Origin of the sequence: Lacicoccus alkaliphilus DSM 16010, from assembly GCF_900142805.1 — a bacterium.
GTDB lineage: Bacteria > Bacillota > Bacilli > Staphylococcales > Salinicoccaceae > Lacicoccus > Lacicoccus alkaliphilus.
Genome location: NZ_FRCF01000002.1, coordinates 621,065 through 647,351 on the forward strand (window position 1 = coordinate 621,065; position 26,287 = coordinate 647,351).

The window sequence follows — 26,287 nt, forward strand, 5'->3', positions numbered from 1 at the left end:
ATACCATATTCCCAATTGTTATGCAACTTTACATTACAGGTCAAAAATTGATAACTGGGCTTTATCGGGCAGATGATCAAGGGTGCCGAGCTCGGTCAGGTACTCCACCACTTTCTGTGCGACACCGCCCCGTTTATTCAGATCTTCTTTGGATATGAACGGCTCCTCTTCCCTTGTCGCAACAATTCTCTTCGCAACGTTTGCCCCGAGACCCGGTACTGCGATGAAAGGCGGTATCAGTCCGTCTCCGGTGAGTTTAAATTCAAATGCATCCGATTTTTCTATGTCCACAGGGTGCATTTTATACCCTCTATGGGCCATTTCATTGACGATTTCAAGAACCACCAGCGTGTCTTTTTCTTTTTTTGTCAGCTCGTGGAAGTTGCCGTTCATCTCTTTGACCTTATGGCGGATGGTGGATTTATCCTTCACCATCGTCAAAAGATCGAAATCCGATGCCCTCACCGTGAAGTAACTTGCATAGTAGTAGAGCGGATGATGCACTTTGAAGTAGGCGATGCGCACGGCCATCAGCACATAGGCCGCGGCGTGGGCTTTCGGGAACATGTATTTTATCTTTTTACATGAATCGATGTACCATTCCTCGACACCGTTCTCCCGCATGGCAGCTTCGTGTTCCTCGGTCAGCCCTTTCCCCTTCCTGACCTTCTCCATGATGTTGAAGGCGAGGGAGGGTTCAAGGCCTTTGTACATCAGGGTGACCATGATGTCGTCACGGCACCCGATGACGTTGGATAAGTCGCATGTCCCCCGCCTGATCAGGTCCTGTGCATTGCCGAGCCATACATCCGTGCCGTGTGAAAGCCCTGAAATCTGCACCAGCTCACTGAATGTGGAAGGCTTTGTATCCTCCAGCATCTGCCGCACGAATCCGGTGCCGAATTCCGGCACTCCGAGCGTACCCGTCTTACAGATGATGTCGTCTTCCGTGACACCGAGCGCCTGCGGTGAACTGAAGAGGCTCATGGTCTCCTCATCATCCGTCGGCAGGGTCTTCGGATCGATGTGTGAAAGGTCCTGAAGCATGCGGATCATCGTCGGGTCATCGTGTCCAAGTATGTCGAGCTTCAATAAGTTATTGTCTATCGAATGGAAATCGAAATGGGTCGTCTTCCATTCCGCTTCGATGTCATCGGCCGGATACTGGATCGGTGTGAAATCGTATATATCCATGTCGTCAGGCACTACGATGATGCCGCCCGGGTGCTGTCCGGTCGTCCGTTTCACCCCTGAGCACCCTTTGACGAGGCGGTCGATTTCTGCACCGCGCCGTGTGATGCCGTGATCGTTCATATAGCCTTTCACGTAACCGTATGCCGTCTTCTCGGCGACGGTGCCGATCGTCCCCGCCCTGAAGACATAATCTTCACCGAACAGATCTTTAGTATAACCATGGGCCTTCGGCTGATAATCCCCGCTGAAGTTCAAATCGATATCCGGCACTTTGTCGCCTTTGAAGCCAAGGAACGTCTCAAACGGGATGTCCTGCCCTTCCTTTGTCAGGGGGGCGCCACACGCTTCACATGATTTGTCCGGAAGATCGTACCCCGATGACACACTACCGTCCATGAAGAAGGTTGAGTCCTTGCAGCCCGGACAGATGTAATGCGGCGGCAGCGGGTTCACTTCGGTGATTTCGGTCATCGTCGCAACAAAGCTCGAGCCGACGGAACCGCGGGAGCCGACGAGGTATCCGTCATCAAGTGATTTCTTCACAAGCTTCTGACTGATCAGGTAGATGACGCTGAAACCATTTCCGATGATGCTCTCCAGCTCTTTTTCGAGCCTGTCCACGACGATGTCCGGGAGTTCTTCGCCGTACAGTGCTTTTGCGTTGCTGTAGCTCATATCCCTGATTTCATCATTCGCACCGTCAATATTCGGTGTATAGAGTTCATCTTTGATCGGCTTGACCACATCTATGCTGTCTGCCAGATCATTCGGCGCTTCGATCACAATTTTCTTTCTGGTTGCTTCATCGAGGAAGCTGAAGTCCTCATACATTTCGGCAGTCGAACGGAAATGGGCATCCGGCAGGCGGCCGCGGCTCAACGGATTGCCCGGGTTGCTTTTGACCAGGATTTCACGGCACAGCTTGTCCGATTCATCCAGATAATGCACATTCCCCGTTGCAACGACCGGTTTGCCGAGCTCATCCCCCGCCTTGATGATGTTTGTGATGATCTCCTCGAGCGTCTTCTCGCTCCTGACGATTTCCCTGTCGAGCAGCCTTCTGTATAGCGGCTTCGGGAATACTTCAAGGTAGTCATAGAACCCGGCGACCGCTTTGGCATCTTCGTAGGGCTTCTGCATCATTGCAGTGAACACTTCCCCCTGATCGCACGCACTGCCAACAAGAATGCCTTCCCGGTGCTTTTCAAGTACATTTTTACGTATCCTCGGTGTCCTGTAGAAGTGGTCCGTCAGGGAGTAAGAAACGATTTTGAACAAATTCTTCAACCCTGTCTGATTTTGCACCAGAAGCGTGACGTGGGAAGGCATTGCACGCTTATACGCATCTTCACTCCTGAGCTTGTCGTTTATATCGATGTGATTGCTCACACCCATCTCTTTCAACTGGTAAAGCATTTTAATGAATATATAGGCAGTGGCCTCGGCGTCGTAGATCGCCCGGTGGTGCTGGGTCAGCTCGACATTGTACTTTTTGGCGAGGATGTTCAATCCGTGCTTCTTGAAGTCGGTGTTGATCGTCCGCGATAATTCAAGCGTGTCGATGACGCCATTCTGATAGCTTCCGAAACCCTCTGCCTGATAGGCGGCTTCAATGAAGCCCATATCGAAACTGGCGTTGTGGGCGACGAAAATCGCATCTCCGACCCACTCCCTGAAGTCGGTGATGACTTCACTGACCGGCGGTGCACCGACGAGCATGTCATCGGTGATGCCGGTGATTTCCTTGATCGTTTCCGTGAGCGGCTCGCCCGGGTTGCTGAATGCCTCGAAGCGATCGATGATTTCGCCGCCCTTCACTTTGACGCCTGCGAGTTCGATGATCTTATCGTATTTTGATGACAGTCCCGTCGTCTCCACGTCAAAAACGACATATTCGTGGTTTTCAAGGTCGATGTCCTGAGATTTATACGCGATGTCCGCACCGTCATCCACAAGCAGCCCTTCCATGCCGAAAATGACTTTCACTCCGGTATCCTGGGATGCATAATACGCATCCGGAAAAGCCTGCACGTTGTTATGGTCGGTGATGGCGATCGCCCGGTGTCCGAAGTCCTTCGCCCTCTTGACAAATTCGTTGATGTGGTTCAGTCCGTCCATCTGACTCATGGCGGAATGCAGGTGGAGTTCCACCCGCTTATCTTCCATTGCATCTTTTTTGGGCGGTTTATTGACGGCAGTCAGGTTCTTGATGTTCAGTACGAGGTCTTTGACGAAGTCGTCATACTCGACATTACCTTCGATGATCACCCAATCATTTTCACCGAGTGCATCGAACACCGCTTCATCACCCTTGTTGTTCCTTGAGAACATTTTGGCGCTGATCGAGTCGCTGTAGTCCGTGATCTTGATGTTCAGTATCTGTCTCCCTGTACGCAGTACTTTGACGTCTTTATCAAAGATGACGCCTTCGATTTTCACGTTGAATTCTTCGTCGAGGACGTTGGCGAGCGGTCTCACGCCGTCGAAGCTGACATGCTTTCCGATCTGCTTTTCGACCGCTTCGCCCTCATCCCTCTGCTGCTCCTTCATCTCTTCCTGATGTGAGATGAAATTCTGCACGAGCTCCGTCTTTTCTTCCTGCAGACGATTTTCAAGATTTTCACGTTTCTCGGCATCCATGTCTGCATCCACGCTGAATTCGATATCCCCGATGGCCATTCCGAACGCATGATAGGCATCTTTCAGGTTGCCGTTGACGTGCTTATTGAAATGAGCCCTTGTTATTTCGTTCTGTACATTGAAGGTCAGTATGCCGTCGCTGTATTCTTTTTTACAGTTCAACAGCTGATATCTGACATTATCGTTAATCTTCAAATACAGTAATACATCTTCCAGGTAGTCGATCACGTTGGCATCCGAAAAATGATCGCTCGTCAAAGTCACTTCGATGTCAGCGATATCCGCAAATGCTTTTTTGATATTTTCGATCAATAAAAGCCTGAGGGAGGCGGGAATCAGTTTTTCAAAGTGTAACTGGAAATGGAACAACCTCTGTTCATCGTCCACAATGACTTTTTTGAGCACCCCACTTGTGAGGTGCTCATTCATTTCTATATTCGCCTGTGATAATAAAATTTTAAACTGCTCATGCCCCTGCATTCACAACACTCCTAAACCTGATAACTTGCGGGCGTATGAATCAATACTCATTTATGAACTTTAAAACATCGTCAATTTCGACATCTTCGCTTTTTTCATCCGTGCGTTTCTTCACTTCCACCACGCCGTCTTTCGCCCCGCGTCCGACCACGATGCGGTAAGGCAGGCCGATGAGGTCCGAGTCGGCGAACTTCACACCCGCCCTCTCATTACGGTCATCATACAGCACCCTGTACTTTTCCTGAAGTGATTCATAAAGGTCTTCCGCCACCTTCAAAATCGTCTCATCCTTAGTGTTGGCAGTGATGATATGGATATCGAACGGGGTGACCGATTCGGGCCAGATGATGCCTCGCTCATCATGGTGGCTTTCGATTATCGCAGAAAGCGTCCTCGAGACGCCGACACCGTAGCAGCCCATCATGACGGGCACGCTTCGGCCGTTCTCATCAAGGACATTCAGACCCATGGACTCCGAGTACTTGGTTCCGAGCTTGAAGACCTGTCCGACCTCGATGCCCTTCATGAACTTGACAGGACCGCTGCCATCCGCCGCCGTCTCACCTTCATTGATGAACCTGAAATCCCCGATGCCCTTCACGTCAAAATCCCTGTGATGATTGACGTTGACATAATGGTGGTCGGTCTCGTTCGCACCTGTCGGATAATTCACCATCGCATCCACCTGATAATCCAGATAGACCGGAATTTCCGTATTGACGGGCCCGAGGCTTCCCGGTGTTGCATTGAAATGTTTCATGATCTCATCTTCATCTGCAAATTCGATCTCTTCTTCCGCATTGAAGAAAGACTTCACTTTGACATCATTCAGCACCTGGTCCCCGCGTACGAGGATCATCAGGAACTCCCCGTTGATTTTGACGACCATCGTCTTCGTCGTTTCCTGAAGCGCAATCCCGAGGTGGTCTGACAGCGACTGGCATGAAGTGACGCCCGGTGTTTCCACTTTCGTCATCTCCTTTTGTTCATCCGCCGATTTTTCCATCGGCTGGCATTCGGCTTTTTCAATATTCGCCGCATAATCGCTCTCTTCCGTATAGGCGATCGTATCTTCACCGATGTCGGCAAGTGCCATGAATTCATGGGTATGGCTGCCTCCGATTGCGCCTGAATCCGCTTCGACGGCGCGGTAGTTCAGCCCCATGCGTGAGAATATGTTTGAATACGCCTGATACATATCGTTGTAAGTCTTCGTCAATGACTCATCATCCGTATGGAACGAATAGGCGTCTTTCATGATGAACTCCCTGCCGCGGAGCAGCCCGTATCTCGGCCGCAGTTCATCACGGAACTTCGTCTGGATCTGGAACAGTGTCAGCGGCAGTTTCTTATAGCTCCTGAGCTCGTCCCGGAGGAGGGCCACGATCATTTCCTCATGCGTCGGTCCGAGGGCGAATTCGCGCCCGTGACGGTCTTTCATCCTCATCAGTTCACTGCCGTAGGCATCCCAGCGTCCGGACTCTTCCCATAACTCTTTAGGATGCAGCACGGGCATATGGATTTCCACCCCGCCGATCTTATTCATCTCTTCACGGACGATTTTTTCTATGTTGTGCAGTACAAGCCTTGTGATCGGCAGGTATGTGTAGATTCCGCTCGCCATCTGCTTGATCATGCCCGCCTTCAGCATCAGGCGGTGGCTCAGGCTCTCAGCGTCCTGCGGTGTCTCTCTTAAAGTCGGGATAAACATTTGTGACTGTCTCATGTGACTCACTCCTATAGGAAAAATGTTTTGATGTCGTTCCAGGTGACAAGCACCATTACTACCAGTAAGAACAATACTCCGAGCAACTGTATGTTCAGTTCGACCCTTTTGTTGAGCGGTTTTCTGAATATGCCTTCATATAATACAAAGAGTATCCGTCCGCCGTCCAATGCCGGTATCGGCAGCAGGTTCATTATGCCGAGATTGACGCTGAGAACGGCGGTGAAGTTCATCAGCACCAGGAGCCCCTGGGCCGCCACTTCCTCAGTCACATAATATATGCCGACCGGACCGTTCAGCATGTCGAATGAAAATGTGCCTTCGAATATGCTGATGAATAGTTGGACCACAAGTTCAAATATCAGTGTACCCATTTCAAAAGTCTGCTGGACACCCCACCACAGCGGTGCAACGGTGCCTTGTTCAAATTCTGCACCTATGCCTATGATCAGCCGTTCCACCACTTCGCCGTCAGGCAGTTCAGTCGATTCCACAACAGGCGTCATCTCCACTTCCCGTGTTTCCCCTTCATTCTCTACAACGATATCGAGCTCAGAATCTCCATGCTGCTGGATCATCGCTGACATATGGTCCCAACTGTCCACTTCGTTGCCGTTGATGCTGAGGAGGCGGTCACCTTCTTCTATCCCCGCTTCTTCAGCGGGTGTATCTTCGGCGACCACGCCGACGACCGGCTCATCGGTCGCTTTCCCGTTGATGTAGAACAGCGTTGTGAATAAAACAAAAGCCAGTACAAAATTCATTAAAGGTCCTGCAAATAAAGTCCAGAATCTTGCCATGACGGATTTCGACTCGAAACGTGCCGAAGCCGGCGCAATGCGCTCAAGCTCCGAATCCTGCACGAAATAAGCCTCATGTGCGATTTTATATGAAGTTTCAACATCGTCGTAAGTACGCACGGCCCTCACAGTCATCGCTTTCTGGATATCTGCACTGACCACTTCTATTTCTTCTATGTCGTTGAAGTTATGCTTGTCATCAAGCAGGATGTGGGAAATTTCACCGAGGTCGTTCAATTTCAGCTGGACGCGCATGCCGGGGTTCAGGGGATTGACTTCCATTTCACTGGAGGCCATTCTGACATAACCGCCTATCGGCAGCAGTCGGATTGTATACACAGTATCATTGAATTTGTAGGAAAAAATTTTTGGTCCCATTCCGATTGCAAACTCGGGACACATTATACCTGCACGTTTTGCAACTATCAGGTGGCCAAGTTCGTGAACAGTGACCAGCACACCGAATACGACTATAAAAGCTAAAATGCCGGTCAAATCTATCACCTCATGTCCGATTTAAATATTTCATCATAATAAAGGATCGTTTCCAAATCAGGTTCATCGATCACTTCATGTCCGTTCATACGTAATTCTACTATCTTTTCTATATCAAGAAAAGAAATCTCGCCTTTCAGGAAGCGGTCCACGGCATACTCGTTCGATGCGTTCATGACCGCAGGCATCGTGCCGCCGATTTCAACCGCTTCGTATGCGAGCTTCAGCATCCTGAAACGCTCGAAATCCATCGGTTTGAAGTTCAGCTGGGTGAGGGTGTCGAAATCGAGCGGATTGTCCATCGCCAGGCGCTCGGGATGACTGAAGGCGAACTGGATGGGCCCTTTCATATCCGAATTGCCAAGCTGAGCGATGATGCTGTTGTCCACGAACTCGACCATCGAATGAATGGTGCTCTCCCTGTGCAGCAGCGTGGAAATCCGATCGACTTCAAGGTCGAAGAGCCATTTCGCTTCGATGACTTCAAGACCTTTATTCATCATGGTGGCGGAGTCGATCGTGATCTTTCTGCCCATCGCCCAGTTCGGATGGTTCAGTGCATCGGCCAGTGTCACATCATGCAATTCATCTCTTGAAAGGTCCCTGAATGAACCGCCGCTTGCGGTGATGATGAGCCGTTTGATCTCGGAGGGGGATTCGCCCCTCATGCACTGGAAGATTGCCGAATGCTCCGAATCCACGGGTATGATCTGCACATCGTGTTCACGGGCTTTGTCCATGACGATTTCACCGGCGGCGACAAGCGTTTCCTTGTTCGCAAGGGCGATGTCCTTGCCATTTTCTATCGCTGTGAGTGTCGGCGGGAGGCCGATACTGCCCATCACTGCGGTAAGCAGCATATCACTGTCATCTGCAGCCACGGCCTGGAGACCGTCCTCCCCGCTCACAAATGTGATGGTAGGATACCGGGCCTCCAGCGATTTCCGGTCTCCATCATCCATGACGGATACCATCTTCGGAGTGACCGATGCCAGTATTTCATGCAGCCGTGTTGTGTTGCGGCCTATTGACATGCTCTCCAGCTCGAACCGGTCCCGATTATTTTTCAGCACCTCGATCGCCTGTGTGCCGATGGAGCCCGTTGCTCCCAGTATTGAAATCTTTTTCATGATCCACACTCCATAAACTTAACTCACCAATGGAAGGATATTCATCAGTGGCAGAACAAATATGAAACTGTCGAAACGGTCCAATACACCGCCGTGCCCAGGCAGCAGACTGCCGGAATCCTTGACGTCGAAGTGGCGTTTCAGGGCAGATTCCACAAGGTCGCCGAGCTGCCCGGACACACTCAGTATCATGGTGTATAAGATGAGCAGAATGACGTGGGGGTTGTCTATCAGGCCGAAGAGGCTGAATATGACCGCAAGCAGCACACTCGACAATATCCCGCCCACAAAGCCTTCGACAGTTTTATTCGGGCTGATCTGCGGCCATAATTTCCTTTTGCCGAACGTCCGCCCTGCCAAATAAGCACCGGTGTCGGTCATCCAGACGATCAGAAGTGCATATAGTATGAAGATCAAGCCTGCTTCCCTAGTCTCATAGAAATACATGAACCCGATGCCGATATAGGCGACTGCGAGTACACAAAAACCCATATCCACAAATGAGAACCTGTTCTTGCTGATGACGGTGAAGCTCAGCATCAACAGGGCCATGACGATGATCATGTCGACCTGTATGTCTGTAATCATGGTGATGAAAGGGTAATCCGCCCGCGGCAGAATCAATATTGATAATGCGATCAATGAGAGAATTCCGGGAATCGAAAATATATGTATACGGTTCATCTTCAGAATTTCATATAAAGCGGTCAGAGCAAGAAGGTATACTGCGATGAGCATCGGCCAGGAGCCGATCACGATAATGGGAATGAAAAGCAACAATGCAATAACAGCAGTAATTGTCCTGGTCCTCACATTCTATACCTCCTTATTATTCAGTCCGCCAAAACGTCTGTCACGTCTTCTGTATTGTTCAATCAAGTCGTCCAGTTCTTCTGCAGCGAAGTCCGGCCACAGCGTCTCAGTGAAGAATAATTCACTGTAGGAAGACTGCCACAGGAGGAAATTGCTCAGCCTGTATTCACCGCTTGTCCTGATGATCATTTCAGGATCGGGGATTGATGTGGTCATCAAATAACGGTCTATGGTGGCATCATCAACTGATTCCAGGGACAGCCGTCCACTGTCTAAGTCTTCATGCATCGCCTTGAACGCCTGGACCAGTTCGTCCCTGCCCCCGTAATTGAGGGCAAATATCAGGTTCAATCCTGTGTTGTCCTTAGTATCATCCACGGCCTTCATCACTGCTTTGATTGTATGCTTCGGTAGATCTTCCAGATTGCCTATGGTGGTCACCTTGACATTCTTTTCAATGAGTTCGGGCAGGAAAGTACCCAGAAAGTCACCCGGCAACTTCATCAGGTAACTCACTTCGGAGCTCGGCCTGCTCCAGTTTTCGGTTGAAAATGCATACAGTGTCAAATATTTTATCCCTATATCAGAGGCATGTCTCGTGATACGTTTTACATTCTGCATACCTTCATAATGACCATGTACACGCGGGCGTCTTTTCAACTGCGCATAGCGGCCATTGCCATCCATGATCATCGCAATATGTAAAGGTAAGTCCTTCGCTGTTTTCAGTTCTTTTTTTCTACCTAACATATAGTCCTCCACAAGAATTATAATTATTAGTATACATCTATACCTATGTCGACTCAATCAGTTTATTGTAACATAAAGTGCACACACAAAAAAAAGAGCAGGCTCCACCTGCTCACTGCTTTCACTATACTTCCAGGATGTCTTTCTCTTTTTCATCACAGAGGGTATCGATTTTCCTGATTGAGTCGTCAGTGATCTTCTGAACCTCATCAGTGTAATTGCGCAGCTCATCTTCTGAGATATCTCCGTCCTTCTCAGACTTCTTCAGCTTATCGTTCGCTTCACGACGGATATTTCTGACGGAAACTTTGGCGTCCTCACCTTCCCTGCGTGCATCTTTGACGAATTCTTTTCTCCGTTCCTCAGTCAGCTGAGGGACTGTGATACGGATCATTGTACCGTCACTCGTAGGGTTGATGCCGAGGTCCGCCTGCTGGATTGCTTTCAGGACATCGTCTACCGAACTTTTATCATATGGTGTGACAGTCAGCATCCTTGCTTCGGGTACAGAGATTGTGGCCAGCTGGTTGACCGGGGTCGGCGCACCATAGTAATCCACAGTCACCCTGTCCAGAAGGCTGGCGTTGGCATGACCTGTCCGAATCGCTGCCAGGTCCCTCTGCAGACTTTCAATCGACTTGTGCATTCTGCTTTTTGCATCTTTTAAAATTGCATCACTCATTTGACTCTCTCCTGCCAATCATTATTTATTGATGGTTGTACCGATGGATTCACCGGAAACTGCACGTTTGATATTACCCTGCTCTGTAATTGAAAATACCACAAGTGGAATGTCATTGTCCATACAGAAGGAGGCTGCGGTCGCATCCATGACCTGTAAGTTTTCCTTGAGCATATCCATATAGGTCAGATTATCATATTTCAGTGCAGTATTGTCGAGCTTTGGATCTGCAGAGTAGACACCGTCGACATTGTTTTTGCCCATGAGGATCACATCTGCTTCAATCTCAGCTGCCCGGAGCGCTGCAGTCGTATCCGTTGAGAAATATGGATTGCCGATGCCTGCAGCGAATATGACGATCCGGCCTTTCTCAAGGTGCCTGATTGCACGGCGTCGTATATAGGGTTCTGCCACCTGTTTCATCTCTATCGAAGTCAGTACCCGCGTTTCGCAGTCGAGCTGTTCAAGGCTGTCCTGGAGAGCAAGTGAGTTCATCACCGTGGCAAGCATGCCCATGTAATCGGCTGTGCCGCGGTCCATACCGAGATCACTGCCCGTCTTGCCTCTCCAGATGTTCCCGCCGCCGACGATCACAGCAATCTCGACACCCAGTTCTTTTGCTTCCGATACCTGGTTCGCAATATTCTTGATGACAGCGGGATTGATGCCGAAACCATCATCTCCCGCCAGTGCTTCCCCACTGAGTTTTAATACAATCCTTTTGAACGTTGAAGATTCAGCCATTATAATTCCCTCACTTATGATATTTGATGAGCTAATCTTAAAAAAAGACACCGAAGTGTCTTTTATATTATTTATTCACTTGACCCATGACTTCGTCTGCGAAGTTGTCTTCTCTCTTTTCAATACCTTCTCCCACTTCGAAACGGATGAAATCCACCAGTTTCGCATCGTGCTTCTGAAGATACTCTTCGACAGTGACATCAGAGTCTTTTACGAATGGCTGGTTTACAATGCTGATCTCTTCAAGGTATTTGCGCATTCTGCCTTCCACCATCTTATCGACGATGTTTTCCGGCTTGCCTTCGTTGAGTGCCTGCTGCTTAAGGATTTCCCTCTCATGCTTCAGCTCTTCTTCAGGGACCTGGTCGGAAGAGACATATTTCGGGTTGAGTGCTGCTGCATGCATGGCTACACCTTTAGCCACTGCATCTTCAGTCGTGCCTTCAACCACAGTCAGCACACCGATGCGGCCGCCCATGTGCAGGTATTCGCCAAATGCACCATTGTCAGGCTTCTCGGCAAGAACAAATCTTCTTAAAGTCAGTTTTTCACCGATTTTGGCAACAGCTTCAGTCATCTTCGCTTCAACCGTCTGACCGTCAAGCTCAGACTGGTTCAACGCCTCGACGTTCTCAGGCTTCGTCTCGAGGATGTGGTCGGCAATATCTTTGACCAGCTGTTGGAAATTTTCATTACGGGCAACAAAGTCTGTCTCGGAGTTGATTTCGACAATCACGCCGTCATTACCTTTGGATGCTACATGGACAAGACCTTCGGCTGCGATGCGGTCTGCTTTCTTCGCTGCTTTTGAAATACCTTTTTCACGCAGGTAATCCGCAGCAGCATCAAGATCTCCATCAGTTTCCTGGAGCGCTTTTTTACAGTCCATCATGCCTGCACCTGTTTTTTCACGTAATTCTTTTACTAATTTTGCTGAAATAGTAGCCATAATATTATCCTCCTGGAATTCATATTTTAAAAAAGGTGATAAGAGAATTAACTTATCACCGATATTATCATTATTTTTATCTGTTAAGATTATTCGCTTTTAGCTTCTGCCGGCTTTTCTTCAGCAGTCTCAGCGGATTCTTCCAGCTCAATGTTCTGTTCTGCTGCAACTTCCTCATCAGAAACACCCTGCTTGCCTTCCAGAACGGCATCGGCCATTTTGCTGGTCATCAGACGCACTGCACGGATCGCATCATCGTTGGCCGGGATGACATAATCCACTTCATCCGGATCACAGTTGGTATCAACCATTGCAACGATTGGAATGTTCAGCTTTTTCGCTTCTGCGATCGCGTTGCGCTCTTTACGAGGGTCAACGATGAATATCGCTTTCGGCATTTCTTTCATATCGCGGATACCGCCGAGGAACTTGATCAGACGATCATATTCTTTACGGAGTTCCACCACTTCTTTTTTAGGAAGGACTTCGAATACACCGTCCGCTTCCATTTTTTCAATTTCATCTATACGTTTGATACGTTTTGAAATCGTTTTGTAGTTGGTCAGAATTCCACCCAGCCATCTTTGGTTGACATAAAGCTGGCCGGCTCTTTCAGCCTCTTCTTTGATGGCGTCCTGTGCCTGTTTCTTTGTACCTACGAACAGGACCTTGCCGCCGTCTTCAGAAACTTCTTTGACGAAGTTGTAAGCTTCAGCCACTTTCTTGACTGTTTTCTGCAGGTCGATGATATAAATGCCGTTCCTCTCAGTGAAGATGTACCTCTTCATCTTAGGATTCCAACGACGTGTCTGGTGTCCGAAGTGAACACCCGCTTCAAGCAGTTGCTTCATAGTAATTACTGCCATTATAATTTCCTCCTTTTGTTGTTACCTCCAGTGTCACTGGATGGAACCACCCTGTCCGGGCAACCGGCCCCACATTCATGACACTGTGTGTAATCGGCAAATTTTAGCCGTTTAATAATATACCATAAATTCCGCCTTAAATCAAATGGATTCAGCTGTCTTTTCTAAGTTCCGGCAGGAAGTCCTCTTTCTTCACTTTGATGAAAGTCCCCTTCATACCGAGGGAGCGCGATTCAATGACACCCGCGCTTTCCAGTTTTCTGAGGGCGTTGACGATGACCGAACGTGTGATGCCCACCCTGTCGGCGACTTTCGATGCCACAAGAAGGCCTTCGTCGGCATTCAATTCATCGAAGATATGCTCGATCGCTTCTCTTTCTGAATAAGAAAGTGAGCGTATGGCCATGGCGATGCTCGCTTTATCCCTTGCCTTCTGCTCGATCTCTTCCTGTTTCTCCCTCAAGATCTCCATACCGACGACTGTCGTCGCATATTCGGCAAGTACCAGATCATCCTCGCTGAAAGCCTCCGACACACGGCCGAGAGCCAGCGTCCCCAGACGTTCGCCGCCGCCGTAAATCGGTAGAATCGTCGTTTCCGAATCCTGGAAGGAATCTTCAGTAGGGAAAATCGTCAGTTCATTGTCGAAATCGATGTTTTCAGTCGTTTCACTGACCCTCATGATCTTATTCACGTACTCTTCTGGAAAACGGCGGTTTTCAAGCATTTCAACAATCCGTTCGTTTTCTATCTTATGGTTGACTCCAAACCCCAGCAGCTTACCTTTACGCGAAACGATGAAAACATTGCATTCCAGTACCCGGCTCACTTTTTGAGATACCTCGTTGAAGTCGACTTTAACGCCCGAATGGCTCTGGATCAATGTATTGATTTCTCTTGTTTTTTGCAGTAATGTACTCATTTGAAATTCTCCTCTTATAATTTATAGTATGAACCGGCTTAAATTCCTGTCTTTCTGTATATGGGACAACTTGCTGCTGACATACTGTTCAGTGATTTCGACGTGTGCACCCTGCATATTGCTCGCCTCGAACAACAGCTCTTCGAGCAGTGTTTCAAGGATTGTGTGCAGTCGCCTGGCTCCGATGTCATCCGTATCGGTATTCACCTGGTGTGCGATTTTTGCCAGGGCAGCAAGCGCTTCGTCAGTGAATGAAATCGTTACATCCTCCGTCAGAAGCAGGGCTTCGTACTGTTTGATCAGGGAACGCTTCGGCTCTTTCAATATTTTCTCGAAATCCTTATCCGTCAGCTTGTCGAGCTCCACCCTGATCGGGAATCTGCCCTGCAGTTCAGGGATCAGATCACTCGGCTTAGAAACATGGAAAGCACCGGCGCCTATGAACAGTATATGCTCTGTATCAATGGCGCCGTATTTGGTCTGGACCCTGCTGCCTTCGACGATCGGGAGTATATCCCTTTGGACACCCTCTCTGGAAACGTCCCCGGAACTCTGGCCGCCTTTTGCAATCTTATCCATTTCATCTATGAAGATGATGCCCATCGTCTGGGCCAGGTTGATCGCTTCGTCATTGACGTTGTCCGTGTCGATTATTTTTTCAGCTTCTTCACGGCTTAAATATTCACGCGCCTTTTTGACTGGCATGGTGCGTTTATGCTTCTTCTTCGGCATGAACTGCTTGAACATGTCCTGCATGCCGGACTCTTCCATACCGGGCATCATCATGCCCATGGCGTTCTGTTCCTCCTCCACTTCAATCGTGACTTCCTCATCCTCCAGATAACCATTCATCAATTTTGCTCTGAGGCTCCGGCGTCTGTCCTTGACTTCCGGTGTCACCTCTTCCGTTTCTTCCTGGCCCTGCTGATTCATCAGCGCCTCGAAAGGGTTGGTGGTGGCCTTCTCTTTTTTGAACCCGGGTGCGAGCAGGGCTGTCAGCCTTTCATTGGCACGATCTTCCGCCTCATCTTTCACAAGCTTCATCTTCTCATCCTTTACAAGTTTGACACTTGCCTCGACGAGATCCCTGACCATGCTCTCGACATCACGGCCGACATAACCGACCTCCGTGAATTTCGTCGCCTCGACTTTTGTGAAAGGTGCACCTGTGAGCCTCGCCATGCGCCGTGCTATTTCCGTCTTGCCGACCCCGGTCGGGCCGATCATCAGTATATTTTTGGGGATGACTTCGTCCCGCAGGTCATCATCCAGCATCATCCTTCTGAAACGGTTCCTCATCGCGATGGCGACTTTCTTTTTCGCCTCGCCCTGGCCGATGATGTCTTCATCCAGCCTGGATGTTATTTCCCTTGGCGTCAGATTCTGTTTCAATATAAACGCTCCTTTAATCGATAGATTCCACTATTATATTATCGTTTGTGAATACGCATATTTCACTTGCGATCAACAGGCTGTTATATGCGATTTCCTTCGCCGTCAGTTCACTGCTGTAGCGCTTCAGCGCCCGTCCTGCACTGAGGGCGAAATTACCGCCGCTGCCGATGGCGAGTATGCCGTCGTCCGGTTCAATCACTTCACCGGTGCCCGAGACGAGCAGCAGCGTTTCCTGATCCATGACGATCAGCATCGCTTCAAGCTGCCTGAGCATCTTGTCACCGCGCCATTCTTTGGCGAGTTCCACTGCCGCCCTCTGCAGATTGCCGTTATAAGCATGGAGGTTGGCTTCAAACTTTTCAAATAAAGTGAATGCATCCGCCACACTACCTGCAAAACCGGCGACGACCTTATCATCAAACAACCTGCGCACTTTCCTGGCTGTATGCTTCATCACCACCTGGTTGCCGAGGGTGACCTGACCGTCTCCGGCGATCGCTCTGGAACCATTATGTTCTATCGCAAATATCGTTGTACCTTTAATAGCCATTCTTTCACCTCTTCTGATTACCTGGATGTGTATTCAAATAAGTCTTCCTGAGCTGCTCTTTTGAAATATGGGTATATTTCTGGGTCGTCTGCAATGATTCATGGCCAAGCAGTTCCTGGACCGCCCTGATGTCCGCACCGTTGTTGAGCAAGTGGGTCGCAAAGCTGTGCCTCAGCATATGCGGATGAAGGTCGAAGTTTTCAGCACTTTTCTTGACCATCATATCCAGCACATGACGGAGACCGCGGATCGTCAATGGTTCAAGGCGGTAGTTCAGCCATAATGAATCATGATGATCGATATGTTTTTTGAAATGCTCTATATATTCAACCAGACTGGATTTGGCACTCTCATTGAAAGGCACGATCCTCTCTTTGCTGCCTTTTCCATATACTTTTATGATCTGATAATTGAAATCGATGCGTTCCCTCTTCAGCGTGATCAGCTCCGATGCGCGGATGCCCGTCGCATAGAGCAGTTCGAGTATCGCTTTATCCCTTAAATACATCTTGCTGCTCTGATCCAAAGATTCGAAAAGTGCATTGATTTCATTTTCATACAAAAAGGTGGGCAGTTTCTTTTCTTTCCGGGGAAAAGGCAGACTTAAAAATGGATGATTTTCAACTGCACCGATTTCGATCAGAAAATGATAATAACTCCGCAGGGTTGAAATTTTCCTCGAAACCGTCGACCTTTTAAGGCTTTTATCATAAAGTACAGATAAATAGTTTCTGGCATCCATGTATTTGAATGTTTCAATCTTTAAGCCCTCACTCTCCAGGAAAGCATGAAATTCATCGATATCGTTTTGATAGCTCATGATGGTGTGGTTCGATAAATTTCTCTGATAAAGCAGTCTGTCTAAAAAACGCTGTTTATAGCTGATGGACCCGCCCCCCCTTTTTATCAGAATCTTATCACAATTCCAAATAATGTTTCAATGATTTAGATGCATTCACAGACCGGTTTAAATGCCACTTAAACATTTTAATATATTTTCAGGAAAATTGCACACAATACTATGAATATTATCAATTAACCATCTAATTCATCCATTCACAAAAAATCTACCTAATAAACATAGGTAGATTGAAGGTTAATTATTCACTTTTTCTGTGTAATCACAGTTTGAACATTTAACTTGTGCATTCTTACCTTTTTTAGCTTCCACCAGATGATGATCGCACTTCGGACAATCTCTGCCGATCGGCCTGTCCCAGCTGATGAAATCACATTCCGGATATTGGTCGCAGCCGTAGAATATACGGTTCTTCTTCGATTTACGCTCTATGACGTCGCCCTTCTTGCACTTCGGACAGGTGACGCCGATGGATTTGACGATCGCCTTTGTATTGCGGCAGTCGGGGAAATTCGAGCAGGCTTTGAATTTACCGTAACGGCCCATCTTATAAACCATCGGAGAGCCGCATTTCTCGCAGTCTTCACCGACAGGTTCATCTTTGATTTCAATCTTCTCCATTTCCTCTTCGGCACGTTCGACCCTCGGTTCGAATGACTTATAGAAATCGTCGATGACCTTCACCCATGAAGCATCACCGTCGGCCACACTGTCAAGGTCCGCTTCCATTGTCTTGGTGAAGTCCACATCGATGATGTTCGGGAAATACTCCTCCATCGACTGATTGACGATTTCACCGATTTCTGTCGGCATGAAACGTTTCTGGTCCATGCGTACATAGTTGCGTTTCTGGATCGTATCGATGGTCGGGGCATATGTGGACGGCCGCCCGATGCCCAGTTCTTCAAGTGTTTTAACGAGCCTTGCCTCTGTGTATCTCGGCGGCGGCTGGGTGAAATGCTGGTTTGGAGTGATCTTCAGACTCTTGACCGTCTCACCTTCTTCAATGACAGGCAGGCGGTTGTTCAGCTCTTCTTCCTCGTCATCATTACCTTCGATGTAAATCTGCATGAAGCCCTTGAATTTGATGGTCTGTCCGTTGCTTCTGAACATCACACCGTTATTCGTCATGTCCATCCTCACCGTATCGAGGACGGCCGGCGCCATCAGGCTCGCAATGAAACGGTCCCAGATGAGCTTATACAGCCTGTGCTGGTCACGGCTCAAATACTGCTTCATATTTGCCGGTGTCCTGAGGCTCGAGGTCGGCCGCACAGCTTCGTGTGCATCCTGGGACTGGGCACTGGCCTTCTGCTGCTTTGCAGCTCCCAGGTACTCCTTGCCGAAAGTTTCTTCTATATAACCGGCTGCCTCGTTTTTGGCGACAGGTGAGACCCTTGTGGAATCTGTCCTCATGTATGTGATCAGACCCACAGTGCCTTCCCCTTTGATATCGATGCCTTCATAGAGCTGCTGTGCCACCATCATGGTTTTCCTTGCTTTGAAGTTCAACTTTCTTGCAGCTTCCTGCTGCAGCGATGAGGTGGTGAAACTGTTGGCCGGAAAACGTTTCTTTTCCTTTTTCAGCACTTTATCCACTGTGAATTCTTCCCCTGATATCTGTGCCAGGACCTTGTCCACGTCTTCTTTTACATTGAGTTTCACTTTTTCATTTTTTACAGAGTTGAATTTGCCTTTGAACTCCGAGCGTTTGTATTTGAAATCACTTTCGATCGTCCAATATTCTTCCGGCTTGAATTTCCTGATCTCATTCTCCCGGTCGATGATCAGACGCAGTGCCACGGACTGGACCCGTCCAGCAGATAATCCCTTTTTCACCTTTTTCCATAATACCGGAGAAATGTTATAGCCCACCAGCCGGTCCAGAATACGCCTTGCCTGCTGCGCGTCCACCAGGTCCTGGTTGATTTCACTCGGATGTTTGAAGCTCTCCTTGACTGCATCTTTCGTTATTTCATTGAATACCACCCGGTAATATTCATTATCTTCACCGAGCGCATGTGCCAGATGCCATGCGATTGCTTCCCCCTCGCGGTCCGGGTCACTTGCTAAAAATACTTTCTTGGCTTTTTTGGCCTCTTTCTTCAAATCTTTCAAAAGCGGGCCCTTGCCACGAATTGTAATATATTTAGGTTCGTAATTGTTTTCTGTGTCAATTCCCATTTGACTGCGGGGCAAATCACGCAAGTGTCCCATCGACGCAACGACTTTATATCTTTTGCCAAGATACTTTTCAATCGTTTTTGCTTTCGCCGGGGATTCCACTATCACTAAATTATCAGCCACGATGCGTTTGCCTCCTTCGTTTGTAGTTTCAGAATCAAATATTAAGTGGAAAAAATTCTTTTGTCAACTCATTGATGTTTAGATTTATCATAAATTACTGAAAACTGTCAGTGGAAATCCTTCAATATGTCTTCCGCCGTGAGCACGATCTCAGCCCCTTCCTGAATACGCAGATTTGTACCCCGTGACAGTTTTGAAGTGATATTCCCCGGGAGGCAGTAGATGTTCCTGTTTTCATTCACCGCCATGTCCAAAGTGATGAGGCTGCCGCTTTTTTCTTCGGCTTCCGTAACGAGGACACCTTCCGATAAACCTGCTATGATGCGGTTGCGTGCCACGAAACGCCATTTATCCACCGGGGTTGCCGGCGGATATTCACTGATCGTCAAATGATGCCTCTCCATCTCGATGCGGAGATCGTATGTAGATCTCGGGTAATGGATGTCATGACCGAAGGCAAGCACCCCGACGGTCGGGATGTTGCAGCTCAGACAGAGACGGTGGGCCGCCTCATCCGCTCCGTAGGCGAGTCCTGAGACGACAGATAACTTTTTCAGTCCGGGGATGACCTCCCGGAGTGACTCATATGTATACCTGGATGATTTGCGGCTCCCGACGATTGCGATCGTCCTCCTGTGAAGGAGGGATGGGTCACCCTTGAAATACAGGATGTAGGGCGGGTCATGAATTTCCCTGAGCAGAGGCGGATAGCATGCGTCGTTCAGGGTGATATAGCCGATGCCCTTCGAGGCCAGATGACTTTTTATCTCATCAATATTCAGCCGTTCCGCCAAGGACAATTTGCGCTGAAACTTTTCTGGCAACAGAAGCCTTTGATTCATTCTTTTCATCTGATTGTACTCCTGGACGGTGATGCCTGCATGGGACAACGCTATTAATTCCACATCCTCACTCCTTATGATTGTTGACTTTAATTATAATGGAGGGATGGTCTGCCGTGTTTTACATTATCGGGTCACTTACTGGAAAATAAATGCAAAAATAGTACTGTCCTGAGATGAGGACAGTACTATTCTATAATTCATGACATCATTTTATTAAATTTACTTTACAGTCAGACATTTTTCATACAGACCATCGACTTTTTTGATGCGGTCGATCAGTGTCTGGCCGATTTCAGACGGTGTATCTGCTGTTTCTATACCGCAGGCATTCATCGTCTTGATCTTTTCATCAGCCGTACCCTTACCGCCTGAAATGATTGCGCCGGCATGACCCATACGCTTGCCCGGAGGTGCCGTGACTCCGCCGATGAAGCCGACGACAGGTTTTTTCATGTTTTCCTTGACCCACTCAGCAGCTTCTTCTTCAGCCGTACCGCCGATTTCACCGATCATCACGACTGCTTCCGTTTCAGGATCTTCATTGAAGGCATTGAGCGCATCGATGAAATCCGTGCCATTTATCGGGTCGCCGCCGATGCCCACGGCAGTCGTCTGGCCGATGCCCGCCTGAGTGAGCTGATGGACAGCTTCATAAGTCAGTGTGCCTGAACGGCTGACGACACCCACGTGCCCCTTCTTATGAATATACCCTGGCATGATGCCGATTTTACATTCGTCGGCAGTGATGACGCCAGGACAGTTCGGACCGACAAGGCGTGTTTTCTTGCCTTCCAGATAACGCTTCACTTTGACCATATCAAGCACCGGGATGTGCTCTGTAATACAGATTGCAAGATCCAGTTCAGCTTCTGCACTCTCGATGATTGCATCTGCAGCAAATGGCGCCGGCACATAGATGACGGACACGGACGCACCTGTTTCCCTTTTGGCTTCTTCCACAGTATTGAAGACGGGCACTCCCTGAACTTCCTGACCGCCTTTACCAGGTGTCACACCTGCAACGATCTTGGTCCCGTACTCCAGCATCTGCTCTGTATGGAACATTGCAGTTGAACCGGTGATACCCTGAACCAACACTTTTGTATCTTTATCAATAAAAACACCCACAGTAAATTCCTCCGTTAATTTTTATTTATTTTCTCCTACCGCTGCGATAATCTTCTCGGCACCTTCAGCCATCGTCGTCGCCGGAGTGATGTCGAGGCCCGACTCTTCCAGGATCTTTTTGCCTTCATCGACGTTGGTGCCTTCAAGTCGGACGACCAAAGGAATTTCAAGTCCGACATTCTCCACCGCTTCGACCACACCCTGGGCAATGATGTCACACTTCATGATACCGCCGAATATATTCACGAAAATCCCTTTGACACCTTCATCACCAAGGATGATCTTGAATGCTTCGGTCACTTTCTCTGCTGTCGCACCGCCCCCCACATCAAGGAAGTTCGCCGGTTCACCGCCGAAATGGTTGATTGTGTCCATCGTCGCCATCGCAAGACCGGCACCGTTGACCATACAGCCGATATTACCATCCAGTGCCACGTATGAAAGGTCATACTTGGAAGCCTGGATCTCTTTTGGATCTTCTTCGTCCAGATCACGGAGTTCGACCACATCTTTTTGTCTGAACAGGGCATTGCCGTCGAAATTGACTTTCGCATCAAGTGCCAGCACTTCGCCGTCGCCTGTCGTTACAAGCGGGTTGATTTCAATGATGGAAGCATCTTTTTCAACGAATACATTGTAAAGGGAAAGCATCAGTTTTGCTGCTTTGTTGACAGACTCTTTAGGTATATTGATATTGAATGCGAGGCGTTTTGCCTGATAAGGCATCAATCCGACGATCGGATCTATCTCCTCCTTGAAAATCTTTTCAGGTGTTTCGGCAGCCACCTCTTCGATTTCCGTGCCACCCTCTTCAGAGCCCATCAGCACGACGCTGTCAGTCGCACGGTCGATGACGAAACCGATGTAATATTCGCTTTGAATATCACAGCCTTCTTCGACAAGAAGCCTTTTGACCTCTTTGCCCTCAGGACCTGTCTGGGGAGTGACCAGCACTTTTCCAAGGAGTTCCTTTGCATACTCTTTCACTTCATCCAGTGTTTTCGCTATTTTGACCCCGCCCGCCTTACCACGGCCGCCGGCGTGTATTTGAGCTTTCACAACATAGACATCGGAATCCAGTTCTTTTGCTGCTTTTACCGCCTCTTCAGGTGTATAGGCAACGCTCCCATTCGGGACGTTCACACCCATAGAGCGAAAAATTTCTTTCCCTTGGTACTCATGAATATTCATGTTTTTCCTCCTAAGCTTTTTTAAACCTTGCCCTTCAATTATAGAAAAGGTTTTCATCAAAGTAAACTGCAATGATTAAATTCATTTTCCTGTATAAATTTACCTCGTGCCGGGAAATGACCCGCCGACATCGAAGCTTTATGGGGCGTTCGGCATCAGCATGCCGCACTCGTGCGAAGGCTGTTCTACGGCATTGATGGTCATCAACCCGTATCCCCCTCCAGACGGATGAAAGCAGAAGGGGATGTCAGGATCGCTGAAACATTTCAGGCCTTCTTCATTTGAAGGCTCCTTCAGCTTTACTTCAAGGGCACTATCCCCATGTCACGACATTTCCGGTCGTCCCTGTGAGATGGTACGGACCGGCTCGAACGTCCGCCGGTGGATTTCACACGGGCCGAGGGTTTCGAGTGCCTCAAGATGCTCCTTTGTGCCATACCCCTTGTGGGCGGAAAAATTATAGCCTGGATACTTCATGTCATGGGCCTCCATGCGCATGTCCCGCTCCGTCTTGGCGATGATGCTCGCCGCTGCAATGGAGACGGAGTGCGCATCCCCCTTGATGATCGATGTCTCGGGGATGCCCGCATCGATCGTCATCGCATCCACAAGGAGGTGTCCCGGCCTTTCGCCGAGGCCTGCCACCGCACGCTTCATGGCGAGTCTGCTCGCCTGGTATATATTGAGCATATCTATCTCTTCGACACTTGCGATGCCGATACCGTAATATGCCACCTGCATGATTGTTTCACGGAATGCCAGTCGTTTTTTGAGCGAAAGCTTCTTGGAATCATCAAGTCCCGGCAGCATGAAGCCATCAGGAAGGATGACTGCAGCAGCAACCACTTCGCCTGCGATCGGGCCGCGTCCGGCCTCATCCACACCCGCAATGTGGCCCTCCAGGCTGTTCTCATACCTGCTCATCTCTTCATATTTCTTAATCAGCACAACCTGTTTTTCAAGGTGGCTGCGGTGCTGCAGCAATGCTTTCTTTACCCCTGCCCGACTGTCATCATGATGCGGACAGACCGCAAGCGCTTCTAGTGTTTGGATCGCTTTGATCGCTTTGACCGTTTCATTGACTGTCGTCATTGAAGTCACTCACTTTGTCAAAAGTGTATCTGCCGATTTTTCCATTTCTGATGTCATAGATCACCCTGTTGGTCACAGCTTCATAATTGATTTCATTGCCGCTCATTTTAAGTCCGCGGCTTTTGCCGATTGACTCATATAATTCGATGACTCCGGTGTCCGCATCAGCATTGATGTTGTAGAATTTGTTGATATCCTCAGGGTGGTGCTGCAGCAGGAAGCGGAGGCCGTATATGGCGACTTCATCCAGCGCCACGACGGAATCCTTGATGGCACCGGTCAGGGACAACTTCTTCCCGACGGTTTCATCTTCAAATTTCGGCCACAGTATGCCCGGGGTATCGAGCAGCTCCATATTCTTTCCCGCTTTGATCCATTGCTGTGCTTTGGTGACGCCCGGGGTGTTCCCGGTTTTGGCGATTTTCTTCTTTGCAATATTATTTATGACCGTCGACTTCCCGACATTCGGGATTCCGATGATCATCGCCCGGATCGCCCTTTTATTGATGCCTTTGCTTTCCATCCTTTCAAAAACCTCTTCAGTCGCCGCTTTGGCCACCGGTTCAATTTTACCGATGATCTGATGGCTGCGCCCGACGATTGCGACCGGATATTTACCTTCCGCTTTGAAATGGCTGATCCATTTATCCGTCTCTGCCTGGTCCGCCATGTCCATCTTGTTCAGGACCACCACACGCGGCTTATGCTGTGTGATGTCATCCATCATGGGATTGTGGCTCGAATAAGGGATTCTGGCATCCAGAATCTCTATCACCACATCCACTTTCTTCAAGTTTTCCTCTACTTCTCTTCTCGCTTTGGCCATATGGCCTGGAAACCAGTTTATACTCACGGCTTTCCCCTCGAATCCTATTTTATTTTTTTCAAATCATATCCAATTCAGCATAACAAAATAAAAACCCGGACATCAAGATGTGATGTCCGGGTTTTCATCGTATTATCTAAGTTCTCTGATACGCGCTGCTTTACCACGCAGGTTGCGCAGGTAGTAAAGTTTCGCACGACGTACACGTCCACGACGGGTAACTTCGATCTTCTCGATTTTCGGTGTGTGTACAGGGAATGTACGCTCAACACCCACACCGTAAGAGATCTTACGGACTGTGAAAGTTTCGGAGATGCCGCCGCCGCGTCTCTTGATGACTACGCCTTCAAAGACCTGGATCCTTTCACGGCTTCCCTCTACGATACGTACGTGTACACGTACAGTGTCTCCGGCCTTGAAGTCCGGAAGATCTGTTTTAAGCTGTTCTTTTGTCAGCTCATTGATTAATTGCTGTGACATGATTATCTTCTCCTTCTTCCAACTTTCTTGCCCATCATAGCAGCGGATAGTTGTGATATGTGTCTTTACACTCGTATAATATTACCACAATCCATGCTTTGTTTCAATTCATTTAAGAAAAAATAAATTTATCATTCCAGCAGGTCCGGGCGTCTTTCCCGCGTCCGCTTCAGACTTTCCTCATGCCGCCATTCCTGGATTTTCTTATGGTCACCGCTCAGAAGCACTTCCGGCACCTCCATGCCCCGGTATTCCCTCGGCCTCGTGTAATGCGGGTGTTCAAGCAGCCCCGTTGAAAATGAATCCTGTTCGTGGCTTGCCTGTTTGCCGATCACATCCGGGATGAGTCGGACGATCGCATCCGTCATGGTCATGCTCGCAAGTTCGCCGCCGGTCAGTACATAGTCACCGATGGAAATTTCATCGGTGACTAGCGTGCGTATACGTTCATCATAACCTTCGTAATGGCCGCATATGAACACGATGTCCGCTTCGGTGCTCAAGTCTTCCGCCATCTTCTGATTGAAGGGTGCGCCCTGGGGACACAGCAGGATCACACGCGGGTTGTCGACTTCAAGGGCATCCATGGCATCGAAGACCGGCCCCGGCTTCAACACCATGCCCGCCCCGCCGCCGTACGGGTAGTCATCCACTTTGTTGTGTTTATCATTCGAATAATCACGGAAGTTGATGAGGTTGTAATTTACGATGCCTTTATCCTTCGCACGTTTCAATATGGAGGCATTGAGCACACCTTCATACATTTCCGGGAACAGCGTCAAGTAATGTATATTCATTCCAGCAGCCCCTCGATCGGTGTGATGATGATCTTTCCATTCCCGATGTCGACTGTTCTCACCACATCTTCGATATAAGGGATCATGTATTCCTTTTTACCGTCCCCGACTGCCCAGACGTCATTTGCACCCGTCTGGAAAATATCCGTCACCGTACCGAGCGCTTCACCTTCGTCGGTCTCCACCGCCAGGCCGATGATATCGCTGAAATGAAACTCGCCTTCCGCCAGTTCCAATTCCACGCTTTCTGCATCCTGCAGGAGATCCGCATTTTTAAGATCTTCCACCTCGTTGATATTTGTGATGCCTTCAAAAGTCAAAAGATGAAAATTCTTATGCGTGCGGTAATTTTCAATAGTGAATTCCTTATTGTTTATCAGGACTTTATTGCCCGGCTGGAAACGCTCCGCTGTGAAATCCGAATCACTGAGCACCCTCACTTCACCGCGCACACCGTGAAAGCTGACGAGTCTGCCGATTGTTATCATTTTATAACCACCTCAAATTTTGTTCCGGAATCAATTCCACATTATTATATACCTGTTGACTGCGGTGTAACAACTGAAAGTGCCGCGCGGCCTGTTCAGCTGCACCACATAAAAAAGGACACACCTACCGGTGTGCCT

At 48.7% G+C, this 26,287-nt stretch carries 23 protein-coding genes; all 23 read right to left on the reverse strand.

Going from position 1 to position 26,287, the window contains the following annotated elements; translation table 11 throughout:
* Positions 1 to 33 precede the first annotated feature (33 nt).
* The 23 genes from BUA12_RS03350 to rimM all read right to left on the reverse strand — a co-directional run bounded on the left by BUA12_RS03350 (position 34) and on the right by rimM (position 26,149).
* Complete coding sequence (locus BUA12_RS03350; protein ID WP_072708284.1) at positions 34 to 4,314, reverse strand: PolC-type DNA polymerase III; 4,281 nt, start codon at positions 4,312 to 4,314, stop codon at positions 34 to 36.
* Positions 4,315 to 4,354: 40 nt separating this feature from the next.
* Positions 4,355 to 6,040: a proline--tRNA ligase gene (locus tag BUA12_RS03355; protein ID WP_072708286.1), complete on the reverse strand. Its 1,686-nt coding sequence runs from the start codon at positions 6,038 to 6,040 to the stop codon at positions 4,355 to 4,357.
* Positions 6,041 to 6,051: 11 nt separating this feature from the next.
* Positions 6,052 to 7,344, reverse strand: a complete 1,293-nt coding sequence (gene rseP, locus BUA12_RS03360; protein WP_072708288.1) for an RIP metalloprotease RseP — start codon at positions 7,342 to 7,344, stop codon at positions 6,052 to 6,054.
* Positions 7,341 to 8,465: a 1-deoxy-D-xylulose-5-phosphate reductoisomerase gene (dxr, locus tag BUA12_RS03365; protein WP_072708290.1), complete on the reverse strand. Its 1,125-nt coding sequence runs from the start codon at positions 8,463 to 8,465 to the stop codon at positions 7,341 to 7,343. The genes rseP and dxr overlap by 4 nt, the downstream gene beginning before the upstream one ends.
* 18 nt (positions 8,466 to 8,483) lie before the next feature.
* Positions 8,484 to 9,278, reverse strand: a complete 795-nt coding sequence (locus BUA12_RS03370; protein WP_072708292.1) for a phosphatidate cytidylyltransferase — start codon at positions 9,276 to 9,278, stop codon at positions 8,484 to 8,486.
* A gap of 3 nt (positions 9,279 to 9,281) precedes the next feature.
* Complete coding sequence (uppS, locus tag BUA12_RS03375; protein WP_072708294.1) at positions 9,282 to 10,028, reverse strand: undecaprenyl pyrophosphate synthase; 747 nt, start codon at positions 10,026 to 10,028, stop codon at positions 9,282 to 9,284.
* Positions 10,029 to 10,152: 124 nt separating this feature from the next.
* Positions 10,153 to 10,710 (reverse strand): ribosome recycling factor, encoded by a 558-nt coding sequence (gene frr, locus BUA12_RS03380; RefSeq protein ID WP_072708296.1) that lies wholly within the window; start codon positions 10,708 to 10,710, stop codon positions 10,153 to 10,155.
* A gap of 21 nt (positions 10,711 to 10,731) precedes the next feature.
* Positions 10,732 to 11,454 carry a UMP kinase gene (gene pyrH, locus BUA12_RS03385; protein WP_072708298.1) on the reverse strand — a complete coding sequence of 241 codons (723 nt, stop codon included), beginning with the start codon at positions 11,452 to 11,454 and terminating at the stop codon, positions 10,732 to 10,734.
* Between the two features lie 67 nt (positions 11,455 to 11,521).
* The gene (gene tsf / locus BUA12_RS03390) at positions 11,522 to 12,403 is read right to left on the reverse strand and encodes a translation elongation factor Ts (RefSeq protein WP_072708300.1); all 882 of its coding nucleotides are present in this window, start codon (positions 12,401 to 12,403) and stop codon (positions 11,522 to 11,524) included.
* An 89-nt stretch (positions 12,404 to 12,492) separates the two neighbouring features.
* Entirely contained in the window at positions 12,493 to 13,269 is a 777-nt protein-coding gene (gene rpsB / locus BUA12_RS03395; RefSeq protein ID WP_072708302.1) for a 30S ribosomal protein S2, read from the reverse strand.
* Between the two features lie 151 nt (positions 13,270 to 13,420).
* Positions 13,421 to 14,191 (reverse strand): GTP-sensing pleiotropic transcriptional regulator CodY, encoded by a 771-nt coding sequence (gene codY / locus BUA12_RS03400; protein ID WP_072708304.1) that lies wholly within the window; start codon positions 14,189 to 14,191, stop codon positions 13,421 to 13,423.
* A gap of 21 nt (positions 14,192 to 14,212) precedes the next feature.
* Entirely contained in the window at positions 14,213 to 15,583 is a 1,371-nt protein-coding gene (hslU, locus tag BUA12_RS03405) for an ATP-dependent protease ATPase subunit HslU (RefSeq protein WP_072708306.1), read from the reverse strand.
* A gap of 13 nt (positions 15,584 to 15,596) precedes the next feature.
* Complete coding sequence (hslV, locus tag BUA12_RS03410) at positions 15,597 to 16,136, reverse strand: ATP-dependent protease subunit HslV (protein WP_072708308.1); 540 nt, start codon at positions 16,134 to 16,136, stop codon at positions 15,597 to 15,599.
* A gap of 4 nt (positions 16,137 to 16,140) precedes the next feature.
* Positions 16,141 to 17,022, reverse strand: a complete 882-nt coding sequence (gene xerA, locus BUA12_RS13175; RefSeq protein WP_072708310.1) for a site-specific tyrosine recombinase/integron integrase — start codon at positions 17,020 to 17,022, stop codon at positions 16,141 to 16,143.
* Positions 17,023 to 17,232: 210 nt separating this feature from the next.
* Positions 17,233 to 19,302, reverse strand: a complete 2,070-nt coding sequence (topA, locus tag BUA12_RS03420) for a type I DNA topoisomerase (RefSeq protein WP_072708312.1) — start codon at positions 19,300 to 19,302, stop codon at positions 17,233 to 17,235.
* Between the two features lie 107 nt (positions 19,303 to 19,409).
* Positions 19,410 to 20,207 carry a DNA-processing protein DprA gene (gene dprA / locus BUA12_RS03425; RefSeq protein ID WP_084669872.1) on the reverse strand — a complete coding sequence of 266 codons (798 nt, stop codon included), beginning with the start codon at positions 20,205 to 20,207 and terminating at the stop codon, positions 19,410 to 19,412.
* A gap of 159 nt (positions 20,208 to 20,366) precedes the next feature.
* Positions 20,367 to 21,275 (reverse strand): succinate--CoA ligase subunit alpha, encoded by a 909-nt coding sequence (sucD, locus tag BUA12_RS03430; RefSeq protein WP_072708314.1) that lies wholly within the window; start codon positions 21,273 to 21,275, stop codon positions 20,367 to 20,369.
* Positions 21,276 to 21,296: 21 nt separating this feature from the next.
* Positions 21,297 to 22,523, reverse strand: a complete 1,227-nt coding sequence (gene sucC / locus BUA12_RS03435; RefSeq protein WP_281248119.1) for an ADP-forming succinate--CoA ligase subunit beta — start codon at positions 22,521 to 22,523, stop codon at positions 21,297 to 21,299.
* A gap of 267 nt (positions 22,524 to 22,790) precedes the next feature.
* Positions 22,791 to 23,558, reverse strand: a complete 768-nt coding sequence (rnhB, locus tag BUA12_RS03440; RefSeq protein ID WP_072708318.1) for a ribonuclease HII — start codon at positions 23,556 to 23,558, stop codon at positions 22,791 to 22,793.
* On the reverse strand, positions 23,542 to 24,411 hold the full coding sequence (gene ylqF / locus BUA12_RS03445) for a ribosome biogenesis GTPase YlqF (protein ID WP_072708319.1): 870 nt from the start codon (positions 24,409 to 24,411) through the stop codon (positions 23,542 to 23,544). The genes rnhB and ylqF overlap by 17 nt, the downstream gene beginning before the upstream one ends.
* A gap of 105 nt (positions 24,412 to 24,516) precedes the next feature.
* Positions 24,517 to 24,864 (reverse strand): 50S ribosomal protein L19, encoded by a 348-nt coding sequence (gene rplS / locus BUA12_RS03450; RefSeq protein ID WP_072708321.1) that lies wholly within the window; start codon positions 24,862 to 24,864, stop codon positions 24,517 to 24,519.
* A gap of 131 nt (positions 24,865 to 24,995) precedes the next feature.
* The gene (gene trmD, locus BUA12_RS03455) at positions 24,996 to 25,661 is read right to left on the reverse strand and encodes a tRNA (guanosine(37)-N1)-methyltransferase TrmD (protein WP_072708323.1); all 666 of its coding nucleotides are present in this window, start codon (positions 25,659 to 25,661) and stop codon (positions 24,996 to 24,998) included.
* A complete protein-coding gene (rimM, locus tag BUA12_RS03460; RefSeq protein WP_072708325.1) occupies positions 25,658 to 26,149 on the reverse strand; it encodes a ribosome maturation factor RimM in 492 nt (163 codons plus the stop codon). Before rimM ends, trmD begins: the two co-directional genes overlap by 4 nt.
* Positions 26,150 to 26,287 lie beyond the last annotated feature (138 nt).

What these genes read in the sequence shown, in the direction of transcription:
- rpsB (WP_072708302.1), bottom strand. Translation starts at nt 13,269, where the DNA reads ATGGCAGTAATTACTATGAAGCAACTGCTTGAAGCGGGTGTTCACTTC.
- tsf (WP_072708300.1), bottom strand. Translation starts at nt 12,403, where the DNA reads ATGGCTACTATTTCAGCAAAATTAGTAAAAGAATTACGTGAAAAAACA.
- rimM (WP_072708325.1), bottom strand. Translation starts at nt 26,149, where the DNA reads ATGATAACAATCGGCAGACTCGTCAGCTTTCACGGTGTGCGCGGTGAA.
- sucC (WP_281248119.1), bottom strand. Translation starts at nt 22,523, where the DNA reads ATGAAAACCTTTTCTATAATTGAAGGGCAAGGTTTAAAAAAGCTTAGG.
- uppS (WP_072708294.1), bottom strand. Translation starts at nt 10,028, where the DNA reads ATGTTAGGTAGAAAAAAAGAACTGAAAACAGCGAAGGACTTACCTTTA.
- rplS (WP_072708321.1), bottom strand. Translation starts at nt 24,864, where the DNA reads ATGTCACAGCAATTAATCAATGAGCTGACAAAAGAACAGCTTAAAACA.
- dxr (WP_072708290.1), bottom strand. Translation starts at nt 8,465, where the DNA reads ATGAAAAAGATTTCAATACTGGGAGCAACGGGCTCCATCGGCACACAG.
- rnhB (WP_072708318.1), bottom strand. Translation starts at nt 23,558, where the DNA reads ATGACGACAGTCAATGAAACGGTCAAAGCGATCAAAGCGATCCAAACA.
- pyrH (WP_072708298.1), bottom strand. Translation starts at nt 11,454, where the DNA reads ATGGCTGAATCTTCAACGTTCAAAAGGATTGTATTAAAACTCAGTGGG.
- BUA12_RS03355 (WP_072708286.1), bottom strand. Translation starts at nt 6,040, where the DNA reads ATGAGACAGTCACAAATGTTTATCCCGACTTTAAGAGAGACACCGCAG.
- BUA12_RS03350 (WP_072708284.1), bottom strand. Translation starts at nt 4,314, where the DNA reads ATGCAGGGGCATGAGCAGTTTAAAATTTTATTATCACAGGCGAATATA.
- hslV (WP_072708308.1), bottom strand. Translation starts at nt 16,136, where the DNA reads ATGGCTATTAAAGGTACAACGATATTTGCGATAGAACATAATGGTTCC.
- trmD (WP_072708323.1), bottom strand. Translation starts at nt 25,661, where the DNA reads ATGAATATACATTACTTGACGCTGTTCCCGGAAATGTATGAAGGTGTG.
- frr (WP_072708296.1), bottom strand. Translation starts at nt 10,710, where the DNA reads ATGAGTGATGCAATTTTAAAAGATGCAAAAAGCAGAATGCACAAGTCG.
- codY (WP_072708304.1), bottom strand. Translation starts at nt 14,191, where the DNA reads ATGAGTACATTACTGCAAAAAACAAGAGAAATCAATACATTGATCCAG.